Annotated in this window: 18 protein-coding genes; 14 read left to right on the top strand and 4 right to left on the bottom strand. The window is 37.9% G+C overall.

Annotated elements, in window-relative coordinates; translation table 11 throughout:
• Positions 1-99 precede the first annotated feature (99 nt).
• On the bottom strand, positions 100-384 hold the full coding sequence (locus tag AC1M85_RS11895; protein WP_180028291.1) for a peptidylprolyl isomerase: 285 nt from the start codon (positions 382-384) through the stop codon (positions 100-102).
• A complete protein-coding gene (gene mutM / locus AC1M85_RS11890) occupies positions 381-1235 on the bottom strand; it encodes a bifunctional DNA-formamidopyrimidine glycosylase/DNA-(apurinic or apyrimidinic site) lyase (RefSeq protein ID WP_488213137.1) in 855 nt (284 codons plus the stop codon). The genes AC1M85_RS11895 and mutM overlap by 4 nt, the downstream gene beginning before the upstream one ends.
• Before the next feature lie 247 nt (positions 1236-1482).
• Between mutM and AC1M85_RS11885 the strand changes: the two genes are divergently transcribed.
• Both AC1M85_RS11885 and AC1M85_RS11880 read left to right on the top strand, forming a co-directional pair.
• The gene (locus AC1M85_RS11885; RefSeq protein ID WP_481589231.1) at positions 1483-2601 is read left to right on the top strand and encodes an NADH:flavin oxidoreductase/NADH oxidase; all 1119 of its coding nucleotides are present in this window, start codon (positions 1483-1485) and stop codon (positions 2599-2601) included.
• A 97-nt stretch (positions 2602-2698) separates the two neighbouring features.
• Positions 2699-3622, top strand: coding sequence for an AEC family transporter (locus AC1M85_RS11880; RefSeq protein ID WP_488213136.1), 924 nt, complete (start codon positions 2699-2701; stop codon positions 3620-3622).
• 108 nt (positions 3623-3730) lie between these two features.
• Here the strand turns inward: AC1M85_RS11880 and AC1M85_RS11875 are convergent, their stop codons facing one another.
• Complete coding sequence (locus tag AC1M85_RS11875; protein ID WP_488213135.1) at positions 3731-4531, bottom strand: tetratricopeptide repeat protein; 801 nt, start codon at positions 4529-4531, stop codon at positions 3731-3733.
• Positions 4532-4821: 290 nt separating this feature from the next.
• On the opposite strand from AC1M85_RS11875, the gene AC1M85_RS11870 reads away from it, so the two are divergent.
• The 3 genes from AC1M85_RS11870 (at position 4822) to AC1M85_RS11860 (ending at position 7007) form a co-directional block, all read left to right on the top strand.
• The gene (locus tag AC1M85_RS11870; RefSeq protein WP_092767507.1) at positions 4822-5067 is read left to right on the top strand and encodes a hypothetical protein; all 246 of its coding nucleotides are present in this window, start codon (positions 4822-4824) and stop codon (positions 5065-5067) included.
• Between the two features lie 167 nt (positions 5068-5234).
• Entirely contained in the window at positions 5235-5798 is a 564-nt protein-coding gene (locus AC1M85_RS11865) for a TetR/AcrR family transcriptional regulator (RefSeq protein ID WP_092767505.1), read from the top strand.
• Positions 5799-5825: 27 nt separating this feature from the next.
• Positions 5826-7007, top strand: coding sequence for an MFS transporter (locus AC1M85_RS11860; protein WP_481589228.1), 1182 nt, complete (start codon positions 5826-5828; stop codon positions 7005-7007).
• 38 nt (positions 7008-7045) lie between these two features.
• On the opposite strand, the gene ygfZ is transcribed toward AC1M85_RS11860, so the two are convergent.
• The gene (gene ygfZ, locus AC1M85_RS11855; RefSeq protein WP_481589227.1) at positions 7046-7768 is read right to left on the bottom strand and encodes a CAF17-like 4Fe-4S cluster assembly/insertion protein YgfZ; all 723 of its coding nucleotides are present in this window, start codon (positions 7766-7768) and stop codon (positions 7046-7048) included.
• A 272-nt stretch (positions 7769-8040) separates the two neighbouring features.
• On the opposite strand from ygfZ, the gene acnD reads away from it, so the two are divergent.
• The 9 genes from acnD to AC1M85_RS11810 all read left to right on the top strand — a co-directional run bounded on the left by acnD (position 8041) and on the right by AC1M85_RS11810 (position 16658).
• Positions 8041-10659 carry a Fe/S-dependent 2-methylisocitrate dehydratase AcnD gene (acnD, locus tag AC1M85_RS11850; protein WP_488213134.1) on the top strand — a complete coding sequence of 873 codons (2619 nt, stop codon included), beginning with the start codon at positions 8041-8043 and terminating at the stop codon, positions 10657-10659.
• Positions 10660-10732: 73 nt separating this feature from the next.
• Positions 10733-12238 (top strand): DUF6883 domain-containing protein, encoded by a 1506-nt coding sequence (locus AC1M85_RS11845; RefSeq protein ID WP_488213133.1) that lies wholly within the window; start codon positions 10733-10735, stop codon positions 12236-12238.
• 178 nt (positions 12239-12416) lie between these two features.
• Complete coding sequence (locus AC1M85_RS11840) at positions 12417-12551, top strand: zinc ribbon-containing protein (protein ID WP_081403303.1); 135 nt, start codon at positions 12417-12419, stop codon at positions 12549-12551.
• Positions 12552-12669: 118 nt separating this feature from the next.
• Complete coding sequence (locus AC1M85_RS11835) at positions 12670-13227, top strand: DUF4126 domain-containing protein (RefSeq protein ID WP_488213132.1); 558 nt, start codon at positions 12670-12672, stop codon at positions 13225-13227.
• A 52-nt stretch (positions 13228-13279) separates the two neighbouring features.
• A complete protein-coding gene (locus AC1M85_RS11830) occupies positions 13280-14002 on the top strand; it encodes a hypothetical protein (protein WP_092767493.1) in 723 nt (240 codons plus the stop codon).
• A 245-nt stretch (positions 14003-14247) separates the two neighbouring features.
• Positions 14248-14451 carry a hypothetical protein gene (locus AC1M85_RS11825; RefSeq protein WP_051586633.1) on the top strand — a complete coding sequence of 68 codons (204 nt, stop codon included), beginning with the start codon at positions 14248-14250 and terminating at the stop codon, positions 14449-14451.
• Between the two features lie 511 nt (positions 14452-14962).
• Positions 14963-15628 (top strand): RluA family pseudouridine synthase, encoded by a 666-nt coding sequence (locus AC1M85_RS11820; protein WP_035269858.1) that lies wholly within the window; start codon positions 14963-14965, stop codon positions 15626-15628.
• A 166-nt stretch (positions 15629-15794) separates the two neighbouring features.
• A complete protein-coding gene (locus tag AC1M85_RS11815; RefSeq protein WP_035269856.1) occupies positions 15795-16175 on the top strand; it encodes a ribonuclease E inhibitor RraB in 381 nt (126 codons plus the stop codon).
• A gap of 144 nt (positions 16176-16319) precedes the next feature.
• A complete protein-coding gene (locus tag AC1M85_RS11810; protein WP_488213131.1) occupies positions 16320-16658 on the top strand; it encodes a zinc ribbon domain-containing protein YjdM in 339 nt (112 codons plus the stop codon).
• The last annotated feature ends 3 nt before the right edge of the window (positions 16659-16661 follow it).

The following is a 16661-nucleotide window of genomic DNA, read 5'->3' as shown; positions in this document are numbered from 1 at the left end:
CCCCATTTGTTAAAGGGAGGCTGCGAGGGATTGATTCTTAGCTCTCCCTTGCGAAGTGATGCTTCTCATCTCCTAAAAGGAGAGGGAAATCCAGAAAGTTTAAAAATCCATACGAAATTTAATTTCGAGTAAATGCCAGCCGAATTGACTCTTAATTGGGCCATGTAATTCACGTTCAGCCAAACTAAAAACTGCCTTATCGATAGGACCAACCAATTGTCCTTTCTTAACCTCACCTAATTCCCCTCCTTTTTTTCCTGAGGGACAAGTTGAGTGTTGCTTAGCAATTTTAGCAAAATCAGCACCGTCTTTAAGCTTTTGTTTAAGTTGGATACACAGGTCTTTATCTTTGACTAAAATATGCCGAACAATTGCTGATTTCATTTGGATTTTACCTTTGATACAGGATTCTTTGAGGCTTGAAGTCGCTTAAGCGGTTGACACGCAGGGCAAAAAACAGAAGCACGTTGCCCGAGTTTAATATTTTCTAAAGTTGTTTCACAGTTGATGCACATTTCACCAGCGCGCCCATAAGCCAATAGCGTTTGTTGAAAGTAGCCATTTTCGCCCATGGCATTGGTGTAATCACGTAAAGTAGATCCGCCTAAATCAATTGCTTGTTTAAGGATTCGTTTTATTTCAATGACAAATTTTTCAATTTGTGACCGTGTAAGACTAGAGGCAGGTTGTGCAGGATGAATGCCCAAATTAAACAGACTTTCAGTTGCGTAAATATTTCCAACACCCACAACAATGTGGTTATCCATAATTGCAACTTTGACTGCAACACTCTTATTTTTAAATTTCTGCTCTAGATAGTCCGCATTAAAAGCTTCACTTAAAGGTTCAGGGCCAAGCGTATCTAAAAGTTTGGATTGAGCATGATCATCTAGCCATAAAATGCAACCAAAACGACGAGGATCGTGGTAGCGTAATTGGATATCATCGAATTGAATGATGAAATGATCATGCTTTCTCAACGCATCACATGAATCACTCAAACGAAAGCTTCCTGACATGCCCAAGTGCCATAACATGGTCACATTTTCAAATTGTGCCAAAATATATTTGGATCGACGTGTTAGCCCTATTAGTCGTTGACCGACCAATTGATTTACATCATTTGGTATAGGCCATCTCAGACTTGAATTATTGACTTGAACAGAAAGTACTTTTTGATTCAGCAAAGGGAGCAAGCTGGTTTTCGTGGTTTCAACTTCAGGTAATTCAGGCATGGAAACTCTGTTAAATGGGCGAGTAGAAAAATATTGGGTTAAATGAGGATATTGCAAGCAGCATCGAGTGAACTACAAGATATTACGCTTGAATAGAATATGATACACAATCCATCTAGTGCCTTCATGGTTAAGTTTTAAAATGTTTTTTAAAGCATTCAATGATGAAATGAACTTAGATGATTTATCACGTAAATGCGTTGTACACTGCTACAAATAAATCAATTTAAAATCAGGGAGATTCAGTGTGGCAAAATTATTTGAGCCAATTCAATTCGGAAATTTATCACTCAAAAATAGAATTATTATTGCTCCCATGTGTCAGTATTCTGCGAATGAAGCAGGGGAGCATAGTTTTTGGCATGAACAACAATGGGCGAGTTATGCATTGTCGGGAGCTGGATTATATATTATTGAAGCAACTGCGGTACAAGCTGTAGGTCGTATCAGTTTTGCAGATTTAGGGTTATGGAATGATTTACAACGTGCACAATTAAAAGCATTGATTGATAAGGTAAAATCGATTGCTCCAACGCCAATCGCCATTCAGTTAGCGCACGCGGGACGTAAAGCTTCAACTGATAAACCATGGTTGGGACGTGGTCAATTCTCATCGAATCATGAACATGGCTGGCAAACGGTATCTGCAAGTGATTTACCATTTAATCCAGATGATCAGGCTCCTCATGAATTAAGTATCGAGGAAATCAAAAAAATTATCGATGACTTTGCAACTGCAGCAGTCAGATCTGTAGATGCAGGTTTTGATCTCATCGAAGTCCACGCGGCTCATGGTTATCTATTACATCAATTTATGTCCCCTTTATCTAATCGAAGAACAGATGAATATGGTGGAAGTTTTGAGAATCGCATTCGTCTAACTTTAGAGGTTTTTCAGGCGATCAAAAATGCTGTTCCAGACAACTATCCAATCGGTGTTCGTTTGTCTGCAACAGACTGGATGGAGCAAGAAAAGGGATGGAATATTGATGACTCAATTGGGTTATCAAAGGCATTAGAAAAACTTGGTGCAGTTTATATCCATGCATCATCTGGTGGATTACATGTCGATCAAAATATTCAGATTGGTCCTAATTACCAAGTTCCATTTGCGGAAGCAATCAAGAAACACGTAGACATTCCAGTGATTGCTGTTGGGCTGATCACTGAACCTCAACAGGCGGAAGATGTCTTACAACAAGGCAAAGCTGATGCAATCGGGCTCGCAAGGGCAATACTATTTAATCCAAGATGGCCATGGCATGCTGCTGCTCAATTAAAAGCAGAGGTTGAAATTAGTCCGCAATATTTACGATGCCAACCGCATGATGTGAAATCATTATTTAAGCCATATGCTGATAGATAAAATAGGCATAAAGGTATACTTAAAAAGTCATCCTGGGTAATTACGGCTGTTGTATGATAATTTGACTAACTCATACAATAGCTAGGGATGCTAAGTCATGGTTTTATCGGTCATTATTCCGATTTTTTTACTGCTTTTTTCGGGATATGCCTCGGTTAAACTGAATTTACTTAGCAAGGAACAAGTCTCTATTGTTGGTACATTCGTCATTCGAGTCGCTTTACCTGCTCTATTTTTACAAGCGCTTTCATCAAAAGATCTTGATGCAATATGGCAACCTGAACTTTTTTACAGTTATAGTGTGGTGACTGCCTTTGTATTTGCAATCGCTTTATGGATATTGGTAAAGCATTTTAAAAACAATTTAAGTGATGCTGCCATTCTCTCAATTGGAGCGTCAATGTCTAATACTGGACTACTTGGTACGGCCATTTTAAGTCTATTGATTGGTCATATTGCGCTTGCTTTTACTTCTTTAATTGTAATTATCGAAAGTGTTTTTCTTGTTCCAGCAGCTTTATTTATTGCGGGATTGCAAGCTCAAAATCAGCAAGCACTACTCAATACATTAAAAAATAACTTTATAAACCTATGTAAAAATCCATTGTTTATTGGTGTGGTAATCGGAATTTTGTGCGCGGTTTTTCAGGTTAAACTGCCGCATTATATAGATCAAGTTTTCTTAATGATTGGTCAGACGGCATCTCCTTTGGCGTTATTTGTGATTGGCGGGAGCGTCGCAGGTTTAACCTTAAAATATGTCAACCAGCAGAGTCTCTATATTGTTCTATCATCCAACTTTATTTTTCCAATACTCATGTATTTGACTCTACGATTTATTGCTCAAGCACCGATGGATATCGTGTATGTAGGGACATTGATTGCAGCTTTACCTACACCTGCATTATTTGGAATGTTGGGACAAGCATATGGGCTCAATGATCGTGCAATTACACCTTTATTGATGAGTACAGTAATTGGATTTATTGTGACTGCTGGATTAATTATTTTATGGTGGTAATTGAGTAAAACCTAAAATGTAATCATAAATATCCTTTTCATATAAGAAAACCCTATCTCGTGATAGGGTTTTTGTATTTGAGCAGCGGTTTAAAATTTAAATTAATGCTTAAGATTTAGCTTTCGTATTTGCTGCAGGTTTTTTTGCATTCTCAGCAATCAGTTTGTTCACGATCGCTAGATTCTCTTTGGCTTGAGGAATATTTTCATCTGCTAAAGCACTAAATATTTTTTTTGCCTCAAGTAGGTTTTGCGGAACGATATTTCCGTTTACGAACATGTTACCAATGGCCATAAGCGCAGGGATGTATCCTTTTTTACCTAAATCTTGAATGCTCGCTAAACCTTTTTTCACAGGCGCTTCAGTTTTGGTTTTGAAGCCTAATGAAATATCGTATAAAGCACGAGCATGAATGGCTGGATAACTTCCTTTCTTAATTAAAGGATCAAGTTTTTGCAAAGCGAGCTTATCAGATTGTTCTTTACCTTCAGAGAACAGTAGAACAGCAGATTCAACAATCGCATCTTCAAAACCTTGAGCTGCAGCTTTGTCTAGGTATTCACGAGATTTTTTTTCATTTTTGGTCAGACCCAAGCCACCAGTGGCATAGTTTTGCGCCAATACATAATTGGCTAGAGGATAGCCTGCAGTGCCAGCTTGTTCATAAAGTTGTACTGCTTTTTTGTTGTCTTGTTTGGTTCCTTGACCAGCTTGGGTCAGATATGCCAAGTTATAAGTCGCTTGAGGATTCCCAGCTTTTGATAAGCGTTCAAGTTCTTGGTAGGCCGCATTGTAATTCTTTGCTTGAATCAGTTCCTGTACTTTGCTGAATACAGGATCGACTGGTGCGGCAGCGAAGCTAAATGAGGTGGCAACAGCGAGTAAAGCACCACATAATATTTTTTTCATAATTGTTTTATACCTATCTTAAAAGCAACCCTATTTATTTGATGTAAATAGAGTTTTATACCATTTAATCATAGTCCGAATTATGTGAATGTAAATATATAATATGTATACATCCTTCAAATTTAGCTTCGCTTTGTGAATAAAGTCTGATTATTGCAATGTGTGCATATAAACGATACTGGATTTATGTTGTTCAGCCTTGAATATATGGATTTAACCAAAATTTTAATGCACTAGTAGTTCTTCGATGGTTTTGCTTAAATACGCATTGTGCAATGAGGTGGTCAACGATGTTTATAAAAGGCATTAAACGTAATTACGATAAAGTTTTTCAAGATGATTCAATCCCAGATGAACAAAAGATAGATGCGCTCTTATTGAAACTTGGCGAGCAGTATTTGGTGAGTCAGGAGAATCGAGTGTATGTATTCCAAAAAGGTGATTTAACCGTAAAGTTTGATGCTAAACACGCGAGAGCATTTCATTTTAAAGATTATGTGGTGAAGGATATGAATAAATTATTTCATGGCTTTTAGAATAAACCTCCTAGCGTTATAGGAGGTTTTTTATGAGTCATCTCTCAATCGATTGACAGTTAAAATCTATTTCATCTAACGCCTTGGTCTTATTTTCATATCTTTATCAATAAAAAAACTCTATTATAAAACGATACGAAACGTATCGTTTTATTTGTGAGGATTTCATGACAGTCGATGACAAAAGTGCACGACGCCGATCATGTATTTTAGCTTCAGTCAAACAGGCTTTGAATGAAGTGGAATATCACCAACTGACAGTAGAAGACATTGCTTCACGTGCTGGGGTGGGAAAGTCGACTATTTATCGATGGTGGTCACATAAATCTGAATTGGTTCTGGACACCTTTAAAGAGCTCACACTCTCAATTTTTGAGTTTGAGCCAGAGCTCGACCTTGAACAAAATCTTAATCAACAATTGCTTCGTTTGGCTAAGGCTTTAGATCATCCAGTGGGACGAGCGATGTTGGTGGTTATGGCGAATCATCGTGAATTAGCTGCAACATTCTTCAAGCAATATTTATTACCTAAACGAGTTCAACTGCATCAACTGATCCAACAGGCGATTGAGGCGGGGGAGCTGATTGAACATGATCACTATGATTTGGTACTTGATCGACTGTATGGTCCTATTCATTACCAAATTATTTTCTTTAATCATTTGCCTGATGAGCACTATATCCGTCAATTGGTCAAACTGAGTTTAGATCCATTACGTCCTCACGCCTAAACATTAATGCGACAAGAGTAGATTTTCATGAGTGTAACCACCGAACGACTTTGGAATCGTTCATTTATCTTGTGTGTATTAAATAATTTATTTGTTTTTATTTACTACTTTGCCATGTTGGCTGTCCTTCCGATTTACATTGTGAAGGACTTAGCGGGATCAGTTGAAGAAGCAGGATTAGCGTTAACGCTTTTTCTCGCCTCATCAATAGCAGTACGACCATTTTCAGGCATGATCATTCAAAAAATGGGTAAGCGACTCACTATGCGTGGATCGAGCACGTTTTTTGCGGTCTTTGCATTTGCTTATTTATTCATTGATAACATGTGGTCATTGTTGCTTATACGATTTTTACATGGGATATGGTTTAGTGTGTTGACCACTGTGGCTGTTCCAGTCGCGAATGACTTTATTCCTGAGCATCGTAAAGGTGAAGGCATGGGTTATTATGTGATGTCCACTAACCTAGGTGTGGTATTTGGACCGTTAATTGCGCTTACCATGATTCAATTTTATAGCTTCCAAATTTTATTCGGTGCTCTCGCGGTGCTCATCAGTTTAGGTCTAATTTTTAGCTGGCTATTAAATATTCCAGCGAATCAGATACCTCAGCAAAATAAAATGAATAAAAAAGGTTTTAAGCTAGACGATTTTCTTGAGCCTAAAGTTTTTGCTGTAAGTGGTGTTGCTTTACTTACAGCTTTTGCTTACTCGAGTATTACCAGTTTTATTACGGTTTATAGTGAGAGCAAACAACTGCTGGCGTACACCAGTGTATTTTTTATATTGTTTGCGGCGTCGATGTTAATTGTAAGACCTTGGGTCGGTAAAATTTATGATCGTCAAGGTCCGAGTGCTGTTATCGTCCCTTCTTTCATATTTTTTGCGATTGGACTTGTGGTCGTAACACTAGTCAATAATCAGTGGATGTTGTGGTTATCTGCAATTTTTATTGGAATTGGATATGGTTCAGTATTTCCTTGTTTGCAAACGCTCACCATTCAAACCGTAGATAAACATCGGATGGGGCATGCAATATCAACATTCTTTATTTGTTTTGATATTGGTCTGGCAGTTGGTTCAGTTGTAATGGGATTGGTTATTGCACAATGGAGCTTTGAATTTATGTACTGGTGTTGTGCTGTATTGGTCATATTAAACCTGATCATTTATCGGAAATATGTTCCAAATCCTCAGCCTATTAGTTAATAAAAAAACCTCCTAAATGGAGGTTTTTTTAGATTATTTTACTGTGGTCTAGCCACATCACCATTTAAATACTCAGGCAAATCTAAAACAGTCACGTCTAACTCTTCTAATGCTTCAGGGCGTGCCACCACTAAAGCGATATAACCGTTTTCAAATGCCGCACTATTAACGATTTGTACACTTTTATCGAGTTGTTCAGCTTCTGCAGGTACAGCACCTGTACCCTGAATTAAATGTAACCACGCTTTCGGTTTAGCTTTAAACCATAAACGTGCAATCACTTCCTGACCCAAGTAACAACCCTTGTCGTAGTGAACGCCTTCGCGTTGATGTAAACGAAGTTCTTGGGGTTGGAACACGTGTTCAATGGCTTGATCAATGTAAGCTTGACCATGTTGAATGGCCTGAACTTGCCAAGCGGCAATATCTGTTACTTCTGCTGAGAACGTTGTGGTGTCACCTTGAAGCGTAGGATAGACCTGACTAGCTTCTTCAAGTTTCATTTTGGAAAAAGCACCGAATTTTTTAATGTGTTTGGAAAATTCTTCAGCTTGATCTTGAGTGGTTACAATGACGAAGCTTTCAGGATTCAGCTTTGTTAGCCATAAACCAAAGTGAATTCGACCTTTTAAATCACAAATTGCTGTGTAGCGCGTGATATTTTCCTCAAGGCGTTCAACATGCAACGTCACTTGACCTTGTAAAAATTTTTGAGCATCCACGCCATTAAGCGTAAATGAGGAGAAAGATAAATTGTTCATTTTCTATGCTCGAATCTGAATCTAATACTAAAGAATTATCCCAATTTTCCACTATTTTTCAAAAAAAAGCACATAACCGCTAATTTAACTGTGTTATTTGAAACAAAATATTTCAAAAACCCTATTTTTTATACCTAAGTGTATGAAATGTATAAGATTTGGGAAATGGACTTTCAGCAGTGTACTATGCCATCACAAATGATGAAATCTCATCAACAACAAAATGTTTAGAAAGTTTAGAAAAAAGATGCTCAAGGCAAGGCAGGAACGCGATGAATAACAACTACCGTAAACCACTGCAAGGTACCCAGCTCGAATATTATGATGTGCGTCAAGCCGTTGAAGATATTCAGCCAGGCGCATACGCAAAACTCCCATATACTTCTAAAGTGCTTGCAGAGCAATTGGTACGCCGTTGCGACCCTACAATTTTAGAGCAGTCTCTTAAAGAATTAATCTTTAACAAACAAGACCACGATTTCCCTTGGTATCCAGCACGTGTGGTCTGCCACGATATTTTAGGTCAAACAGCATTGGTGGACCTTGCAGGTTTGCGTGATGCGATTGCCGATCAAGGTGGAGACCCATCTAAAGTCAATCCAGTGGTACCAACTCAGCTGATTGTCGATCACTCACTCGCAGTCGAGTACGGTGGTTTTGATCCTGATGCATTTGAGAAAAACCGTGCAGTGGAAGATCGCCGTAATGAAGACCGTTTCCATTTTATTGAATGGACCAAAACTGCCTTTGAAAATGTTGATGTAATCCCTGCGGGTAATGGCATCATGCATCAAATCAACTTGGAGAAAATGTCTCCAGTGATTCAAAACCGTGGTGGCGTAGCTTTCCCTGATACGTGTGTGGGTACTGATTCACATACCCCACATACCGATGCTTTAGGTGTCATTTCAATTGGTGTCGGTGGCTTAGAAGCTGAAAACGTGATGCTTGGCCGTGCATCTTGGATGCGTCTCCCTGACATTATCGGCGTGGAACTGATTGGTCAGCGTAAGCCGGGTATTACCGCAACTGATATCGTATTGGCTTTAACTGAGTTCTTGCGTAAAGAACGTGTAGTCGGTGCTTATTTAGAGTTCTTTGGCGAAGGTGCGGACACCATGTCGATTGGTGACCGTGCAACCATCTCCAATATGACCCCTGAATACGGTGCAACGGCTGCGATGTTCTATATTGACCAAAATACCATTGATTATTTAACCCTTACAGGTCGTGAGCCTGAGCAAGTGAAGCTTGTTGAAAGCTATGCCAAAGAAATTGGTCTTTGGGCAAGTGATATGACTAAAGCCGAGTACCCACGTGTACTCCGTTTTGATTTATCGACTGTGACGCGTAACATTGCAGGGCCATCTAATCCACATGCGCGTGTGTCGACAAGCGATTTAAAAGCGAAAGGCATTGCAGGCAATTTAGAAGCAGCACGTGCTCAAGAAGCAGAAGGCTTAATGCCTGATGGTGCAATCATCATCGCTGCAATTACATCATGTACCAATACATCAAACCCACGTAATACAGTGGCAGCAGGCTTGCTTGCTCGTAAAGCGAATGAATTAGGTTTGGTACGCAAACCATGGGTGAAATCATCTTTTGCACCGGGTTCTAAAGCAGCAGCATTGTATTTAGAAGAAGCAGGTGTACTCGGTGATTTAGAAAAACTCGGTTTTGGTATCGTGGCGTATGCATGTACCACATGTAACGGGATGTCAGGTGCGTTAGATCCAAAAATCCAACAAGAAATTATCGACCGTGACCTCTACGCAACGGCTGTTTTATCAGGTAACCGTAACTTTGATGGTCGTATCCATCCTTATGCAAAACAAGCATTCTTGGCATCTCCACCTTTAGTTGTGGCGTATGCGATTGCAGGGACGATTCGTTTTGACATCGAAACGGATGCTTTAGGGCACGATAAAGACGGTAACCCAATTTATCTCAAAGACATTTGGCCATCTGATGAAGAAATTGATGCACTGGTAAAAGTTGCGGTAAAACCTGAGCAATTCAAGAAAGTGTATATCCCAATGTTTGATTTGGGTGAGAAGGTTCAAGCCGCAAGCCCACTGTATGACTGGCGTCCGCAAAGTACCTATATTCGCCGTCCGCCGTATTGGGAAGGCGCACTTGCTGCACCACGTACTTTAGCCAATATGCGTCCACTTGCGATTTTGGGCGATAACATCACCACAGACCATTTATCTCCATCAAATGCGATTATGATGGATTCGGCAGCAGGTGAATATCTACATAAAATGGGCGTGCCTGAAGAAGACTTTAACTCATACGCAACGCACCGTGGTGACCACTTAACGGCACAACGTGCGACCTTTGCCAACCCGAAACTGTTTAATGAAATGGTGGTGCGTTCGGACGGTACGATTAAGCAAGGGTCTAAAGCGCGTGTAGAGCCTGAAGGCGAAGTGATGCGTATGTGGGAAGCGATAGAAACCTACATGAACCGTAAACAGCCTTTGATTATTGTTGCAGGTAAAGACTACGGTCAAGGTTCTAGCCGTGACTGGGCAGCTAAAGGTGTGCGCCTTGCAGGTGTAGAAGCGATTGTTGCTGAAGGTTTTGAACGTATTCACCGTACTAACCTTGTGGGTATGGGCGTTTTACCGCTTGAGTTTAAAGCAGGAACTGACCGTAAAACTTTAGGTTTGGATGGTACAGAGCTGTATAGCGTGATTGGAAATATTGCACCTCGTTCGACTTTGACTTTAGTTATTGAGCGCTCAACGGCGGATGGTAAAAATCAAACCATTGAAGTGCCTGTCACGTGTCGTTTAGATACTGAAGAGGAAGTGTCTGTGTATGAAGCGGGAGGGGTGTTACAACGTTTTGCACAGGACTTCTTGGAAGGGAATGTGGCTTAGATTTTAAGCTAATTTTAATTGTACTAAGAAGACTCTACATTTATGTAGGGTCTTCTTTTATGGATTCAGTAGTATGATGGCATTTTTATTTGATAGTGATGATGAGTCTCTTGGTTCTTTTTATGGTTTAGATTGTATTAGACCAATTTTAGAATATTTAGAAAGTAAAAAATTAATACTTGATACGCATATTTTACGAGGTGATTTACTTCCTCATATGTTATGTCAAAAAGTCAAGAGCTTACACAAAGATGAAAAGGGCTTTAAGAGAGAAATCGGTTTTGATAATGATTTTTATAAATTGATTATTGCAGAGTTTGTAGATTCAGTAAGTAGTGTTTTTAATACACTTGATAGTCATAAGTTTTTAGATAAAATTGTTAATGGAATAGTATATACAGTTGCTTTTGATAAATTGGATAAGGAGACAGTACTAGAAATAGATAATATCTTAAAATCACAAGTATTTTACTTGGGTATGATGGAAGTTGATGCTGGCAATCCCTTACATCATCAATTATTTAGCATTTTGATTGATGTGCTATATTATAAAAACAATCAATTATATTATTTGGTGAGGCTTGATGAGGATTTCGAAGATGCAAAATATTTAGCTGATGATTACAAAGTCAATAATAATGTTAAAGTTTTAGAAACGAATAATTTTGATTTTTATGAATTAAAAACTGAGGGGTTAAGTGAGAGGGGTAAAATTAGTTTATATAGAATAGAAAATAAAATAAAAAGGCATCATTACGAAAAACTTGCAGATCATTTGATAATTAATCAGGATGCTTATGATGAATTCAGTTTTTCTTTTGATACTAATGAAAAAATACAATTTTTTTGTGAGGAAAATAAACTTAGGCAATATTTACTCAATATTGATCATGAAAAGGGTGGAGCTAAGGCAAAATTTTTCATAAAGTCGCTAGATATACAAAATGAAGATTGGGAGTATTTGGCTGATCAAGTGAATAATGCAATGAAATTTGCAAAAATTAAAAATACTACTTTTACTCCGTATGGAATGAAATATACGGCTAATATTAAGATTATTGGAAGAAATTCCATAGAAGCTGTTTTGACTACAGGTTGGATAATTGATAAGTCAAAGGTGCCGCGATTAGTTACCGCTTATCCTTGTGAAAAAAAAGATATAACAGAATTTGATGATATAGAGACGATTAATCGAATATGTGAACAAGATTTAGTAGGTAATGACAAATATAAAAGAATATATGAGCTTGTAAATAACGCAGGATTAAAAGCAATTGAAAAACTTATACCTACACCAATGTTTTTAAACGGACATTCTCCAAGTTTTCAAGGGATGTGTGGCTTCGCTTGGATTCATATTTTAAGTGCGAGAACTCCATTTGTGAAATGGTTAAAAATGAAGAATATAGGTAGAAATCATCATAAGAAAGGTTGGGTAATAGATGTAAGAGTTGAAGCAGATAATCAGCAAAACTGGGATTGGCAATCAGTTGAACCGAAAGAAGTCTATGCGAAAGAGTTTGCAAATGTTCTCAAGTTAAATGGAATTGATTGTATTGCTGAGAGCATGCTTGATTAAAATGAAAGAAATTTGAATTTTGAAATTACTTTTTTAATGTCTTTTAAGTTGTTTGGGCTTTTTGTAGAAAAAATTTTTTGCATTAATGCCCACATCATTTGTCGAAATGGACAATAAAAAGTCATTCACACTCCGTTATAGTGACTTCACCATTTCTAAAATTATACGGAGAACAAAAATGGTTACAGCTGGCTCTAAACCGGGAACAGGTTTCTATTTTTGCGTTCAATGTGGGCATCGTGCTTACTTAGAAATTGGTACTGATCGTTTACCACCGTGTACCAAATGCTTAAGCAATCAATTTAAAAAATAATTCGCTCAAGCAAACACACTAAAACAGACACCACTGTTTTAAACAAAAGCCCTATTACACCATAGGGCTTTTTTGTTACCTTAAGAAAATTAAAAACATATAAATAAAAAGGTTTGCTATGGAAACAATACTCGGTTTATGTCTTGGTATAGGATTGAGTGCTGCATGTGGCTTCCGCGTATTTGTTCCCTTATTGGTGATGAGTATTGCCTCCCTCATGGGATGGTTTGAACCGATGAAAGGCTTTGAATGGCTTGCGATGCCATCGGTTTGTATTGCATTGGGTGTTGCCACCATTTTTGAAATCGGGGCGTATTACATTCCTTGGATTGATAACTTACTGGATACTATTGCGACGCCTGCGGCATTGGTGGCGGGTACACTGACCACGATGGCGGTCAGCTCTGGCGAAATGTCGCAATTTGCAAGTTGGGCTGCTGCAATCATCGTCGGTGGTGGAACAGCAGGAGCAGTGCAACTTGGGACAGTTGCAGCACGGGGTGTCTCGACCGCAACCACGGGTGGCGTGGCAAATCCTGTGGTTTCTACAGGTGAGTGGGTCAGCGCATTGGTGATTTCCGTATTGTCATTCTTTATACCAGTATTGGTAGTAATCGTTTTACTAATTGGTGTGGTTTGGACAGTACGTTGGTTCAAAAAGAAAAAGCAGCGTTAAGCTGATGCTCAGTAAATTTATAAAAGAAGTATTAAAAATACTCGGATAAAGAATGAAAAATATATTGGCATTTTTTCAAGTTTTAATTGGGCTTTACTTTTTGGGTGATTTGATTAGACAGAATCCAAAGATTGATGGGTTTTTACAAAATACTGAAAAAAAATTTTCAAATTGGAATCACAAGCTCAAAGATTCAAATGCAAAATCAGGCTTATTTTTGTTGAAGAAGATTCATGGTTACTTATCTATAATTTTTATCATTATATTTCTCGTTATCCAAAAATTATGGCCTTCACAAATTTATTTGCTTCATCTTCTGTCCGCTGCTTTCGTTGCTTGTATATTTGTTTGGTTGTCTTTGACCTGGACAATTGATCATAAAAACATGATCCTTTCGATGGCAAAGCAAGTTGCTTTTTTAAGTGTAACGCCTTTTATTGCAGGAATAATGGACTATCTTTTTTCATTAAATTTTACAGCAATATTTGTTCAGATATACAACACGCTCGCACAGACACTGCATTTGGAACCGAGCGGGATGCATCATCCAATTATTATGGGGCTTGTAGGCAGTCTTATTTTGACAAGCTTATTTGTCATCTATTACATAATAATGTGGGTGATTTCGCTACCAACACTACTGATTTTTCTATTATTTATGCTGAGTGCTCAGAGAATTGCCAAATTAATTAACAGTATTGCGCCTAAACAGCCTTTAATGGGTTTAGCTGTAATATTGTTTATCATTCTGACGTTTGTTCAAGCAAATATCTAAATTATTCAGTGGATGAATTGAATTTACAAACTTCTGAACAAACTATATCTTTGATTTTTAAGTGAGATTGTTTAAATATTTAAAAACCACGATCAATTTTACAGCTATTTTAGCTCAGTATTGGTCTAAAGCTTGCTTTAGATTTATAGCACTTAAGCTCATTGAAGACTGAAATAAACTTATAGGATCACCCTGTGAATACAGTACAAGAAAAATCGCGCGCAAAACTTCCTTTTAAAGTCCACATGATGGCAGGCTGGCCGTTGTTACTACTGATTATTGGTGGTGCTGTGGGTGGTGCACTCGGTGCAATTGCTTATACAATTAACCTCAAAATTTATAAATCTGAATTATCTCAACTACAAAAAGTACTCGCTAATCTTATGTGTGGCATGTTTGCCATGATGTTGTGGTGGAGCATTGCATCTTGGATTCAAGCCAGTCTCTAAAATGAAAGGTCAACTTGAATTTTAATTGCAATATTTAGCTAAAAAACGCTAAAAAAAGTGTATCAATGAACCTATTTGGGAAAAAATATTATATTTATAAGGTGATATGAAATATTTTTTTATTCGATGCTAAAATTCGTTAATCTTAGGAAATTAATCCCGACGCAGTCTCGCTATTATATATCTCAAGGGTGTGACGGGATCGAAAAGAGTAGATTGCTACCAGTTGCGTACAACGTGCGTGTAGTACTTACCCAAAAGGTCTTGATTCGGCTTAGGACGCTATAAACCAGAAGTTTATAGGCAATAGGGTTATAACTTACAAAGTTATAATAGTTGAAGTAAACAACATGTTTTCCCTGACACCCTCAAAATTCTCTTAAAAAAATTATAATTCTCAATTCTCAATTCTCAATTCTCAATTCTCAATTCTCAAATCGCGCATCTTATAAATTGACACTGAGTTGATCAGTTGCTATTTTTCCGCATCCCAAAGAAATGCTCTGTTCACATGCCTTTAGACGATAATTTTGTATATATGCCACCTCAAGGTCCGCTTAACATCGTCTATGAAGATGATGATTTGGTGGTCATTGATAAACCAGCAGGATTATTGTCTGTGCCAGGACGCTTGCCTGAACATCATGACAGTGCGTATTCAAGAGTGATTGCTCAATATCCAAATGCAAAAATTACTCATCGTCTAGATATGGCAACCTCTGGAATTTTGATGTTTGCAAAACATCGCGATGCTGAAGTGGCTGTGAGCAAAATGTTCCAAGCGCGCACCGTGAAAAAAAATTATGTGGCACTGGTGCAAGGTAAAATTGCACAACAGGGACAAGTAGACTTGCCTTTAATTACGGACTGGGAAAACAGACCGAGACAAATTGTTCATTTTGAACTTGGAAAATCAGCCTTAACACTGTTTGAATTGGTCGCTTATGATGCGCATTTAGATGTTAGTCGTGTCTTGTTGACGCCAATTACGGGGCGTTCACATCAATTACGCGTACATATGCAAGCCATAGGTCATCCGATCACAGGTGATAAACTCTATCATCCAAACCCTAAACTCAGTGATTTAGGGCGTATGGCTTTGCATGCGAGTTATTTAGAGTTTCAACAACCGTTGAGTGGTATTGAAATTAAAATTGTGAGTGAAGTTCCATTTTGAATGAAACGCTTCAAGCAAAATACGTATTGTGAGTGCCTAACTAAAATTTAACAATTACGATCATATAAAGTTAAGAACAATTTCTAATGAATTCTTCTCCAAAATGAAATAAATATAGGCTACTCTAGGATATTGTATACGCAATAACCACAATAAGGATGAACGTATGAGCCGTGATTTAGAACAATTTCCAAATGATGATAATGGCGATGTACTGTGGCAAATGTTCCAGGATGGAGATGATTTAAGCGAGCCGCATGAGATTGAGTACTCAATTGCTTTTAGCTCTAAAGACAAAGCTGAAAAATGTGCCTTGTTCTTGCTTCAGGAAGAACAAAAGATCAGTTTATTTATTGATGAAGAGTCTGAATCCGCAGAATGGATTATCACGATTTATGTGTATATGGAGCCAGAATACTCAGATATTGTGGATTTAGAAGAGTGGTTTACCAAAATAGCCAATGACTATGACGGTGAGTACGATGGATGGGGATGTATGGCATATGTATATGATGATGAAGATATAGAAGATGAGTTTCAAAGCTAAACAAGGCTAGAGCCAATAAAAGAACCTAAGTGATTGAACTTAGGTTTTTTTTATTTAAACCTTATAAAATTTAAGGTTTTTTTCTATTCGCTAGATGAAAGTGGTATATTGAGCAAAATTTTTTTAATTTTTTGGATTTTTTTTATGTCTTTTCCAAATTGCCCAAAATGTTCCTCTGAATATACTTATGAAGATGGGGACCTCTTGATCTGCCCAGAATGTTCACATGAATGGAAAGAAGGAGAGACACTCGAAGAAGTGGTTCAGATCAAAGATGCAAATGGCAATCTTCTTGCAGATGGCGATACCGTAACGGTTATCAAAGATTTAAAAATTAAAGGTTCATCATCCGTAATCAAAGTCGGTACTAAAGCAAAAAGTATTCGTTTGTTGCCAGATGCAACGGATGGTCATGATATTGATTGTAAAGTAGATGGTTTTGGCGCAATGAAACTTAAGTCCGAATATGTAAAGAAAGCATAAGCT

Source organism: Acinetobacter sp. 24-47-64 (genome assembly GCF_057737055.1).
The sequence above is the reverse complement of the archived record's forward strand: the minus strand, read 5'-3'. Positions and strand labels throughout refer to the sequence as shown.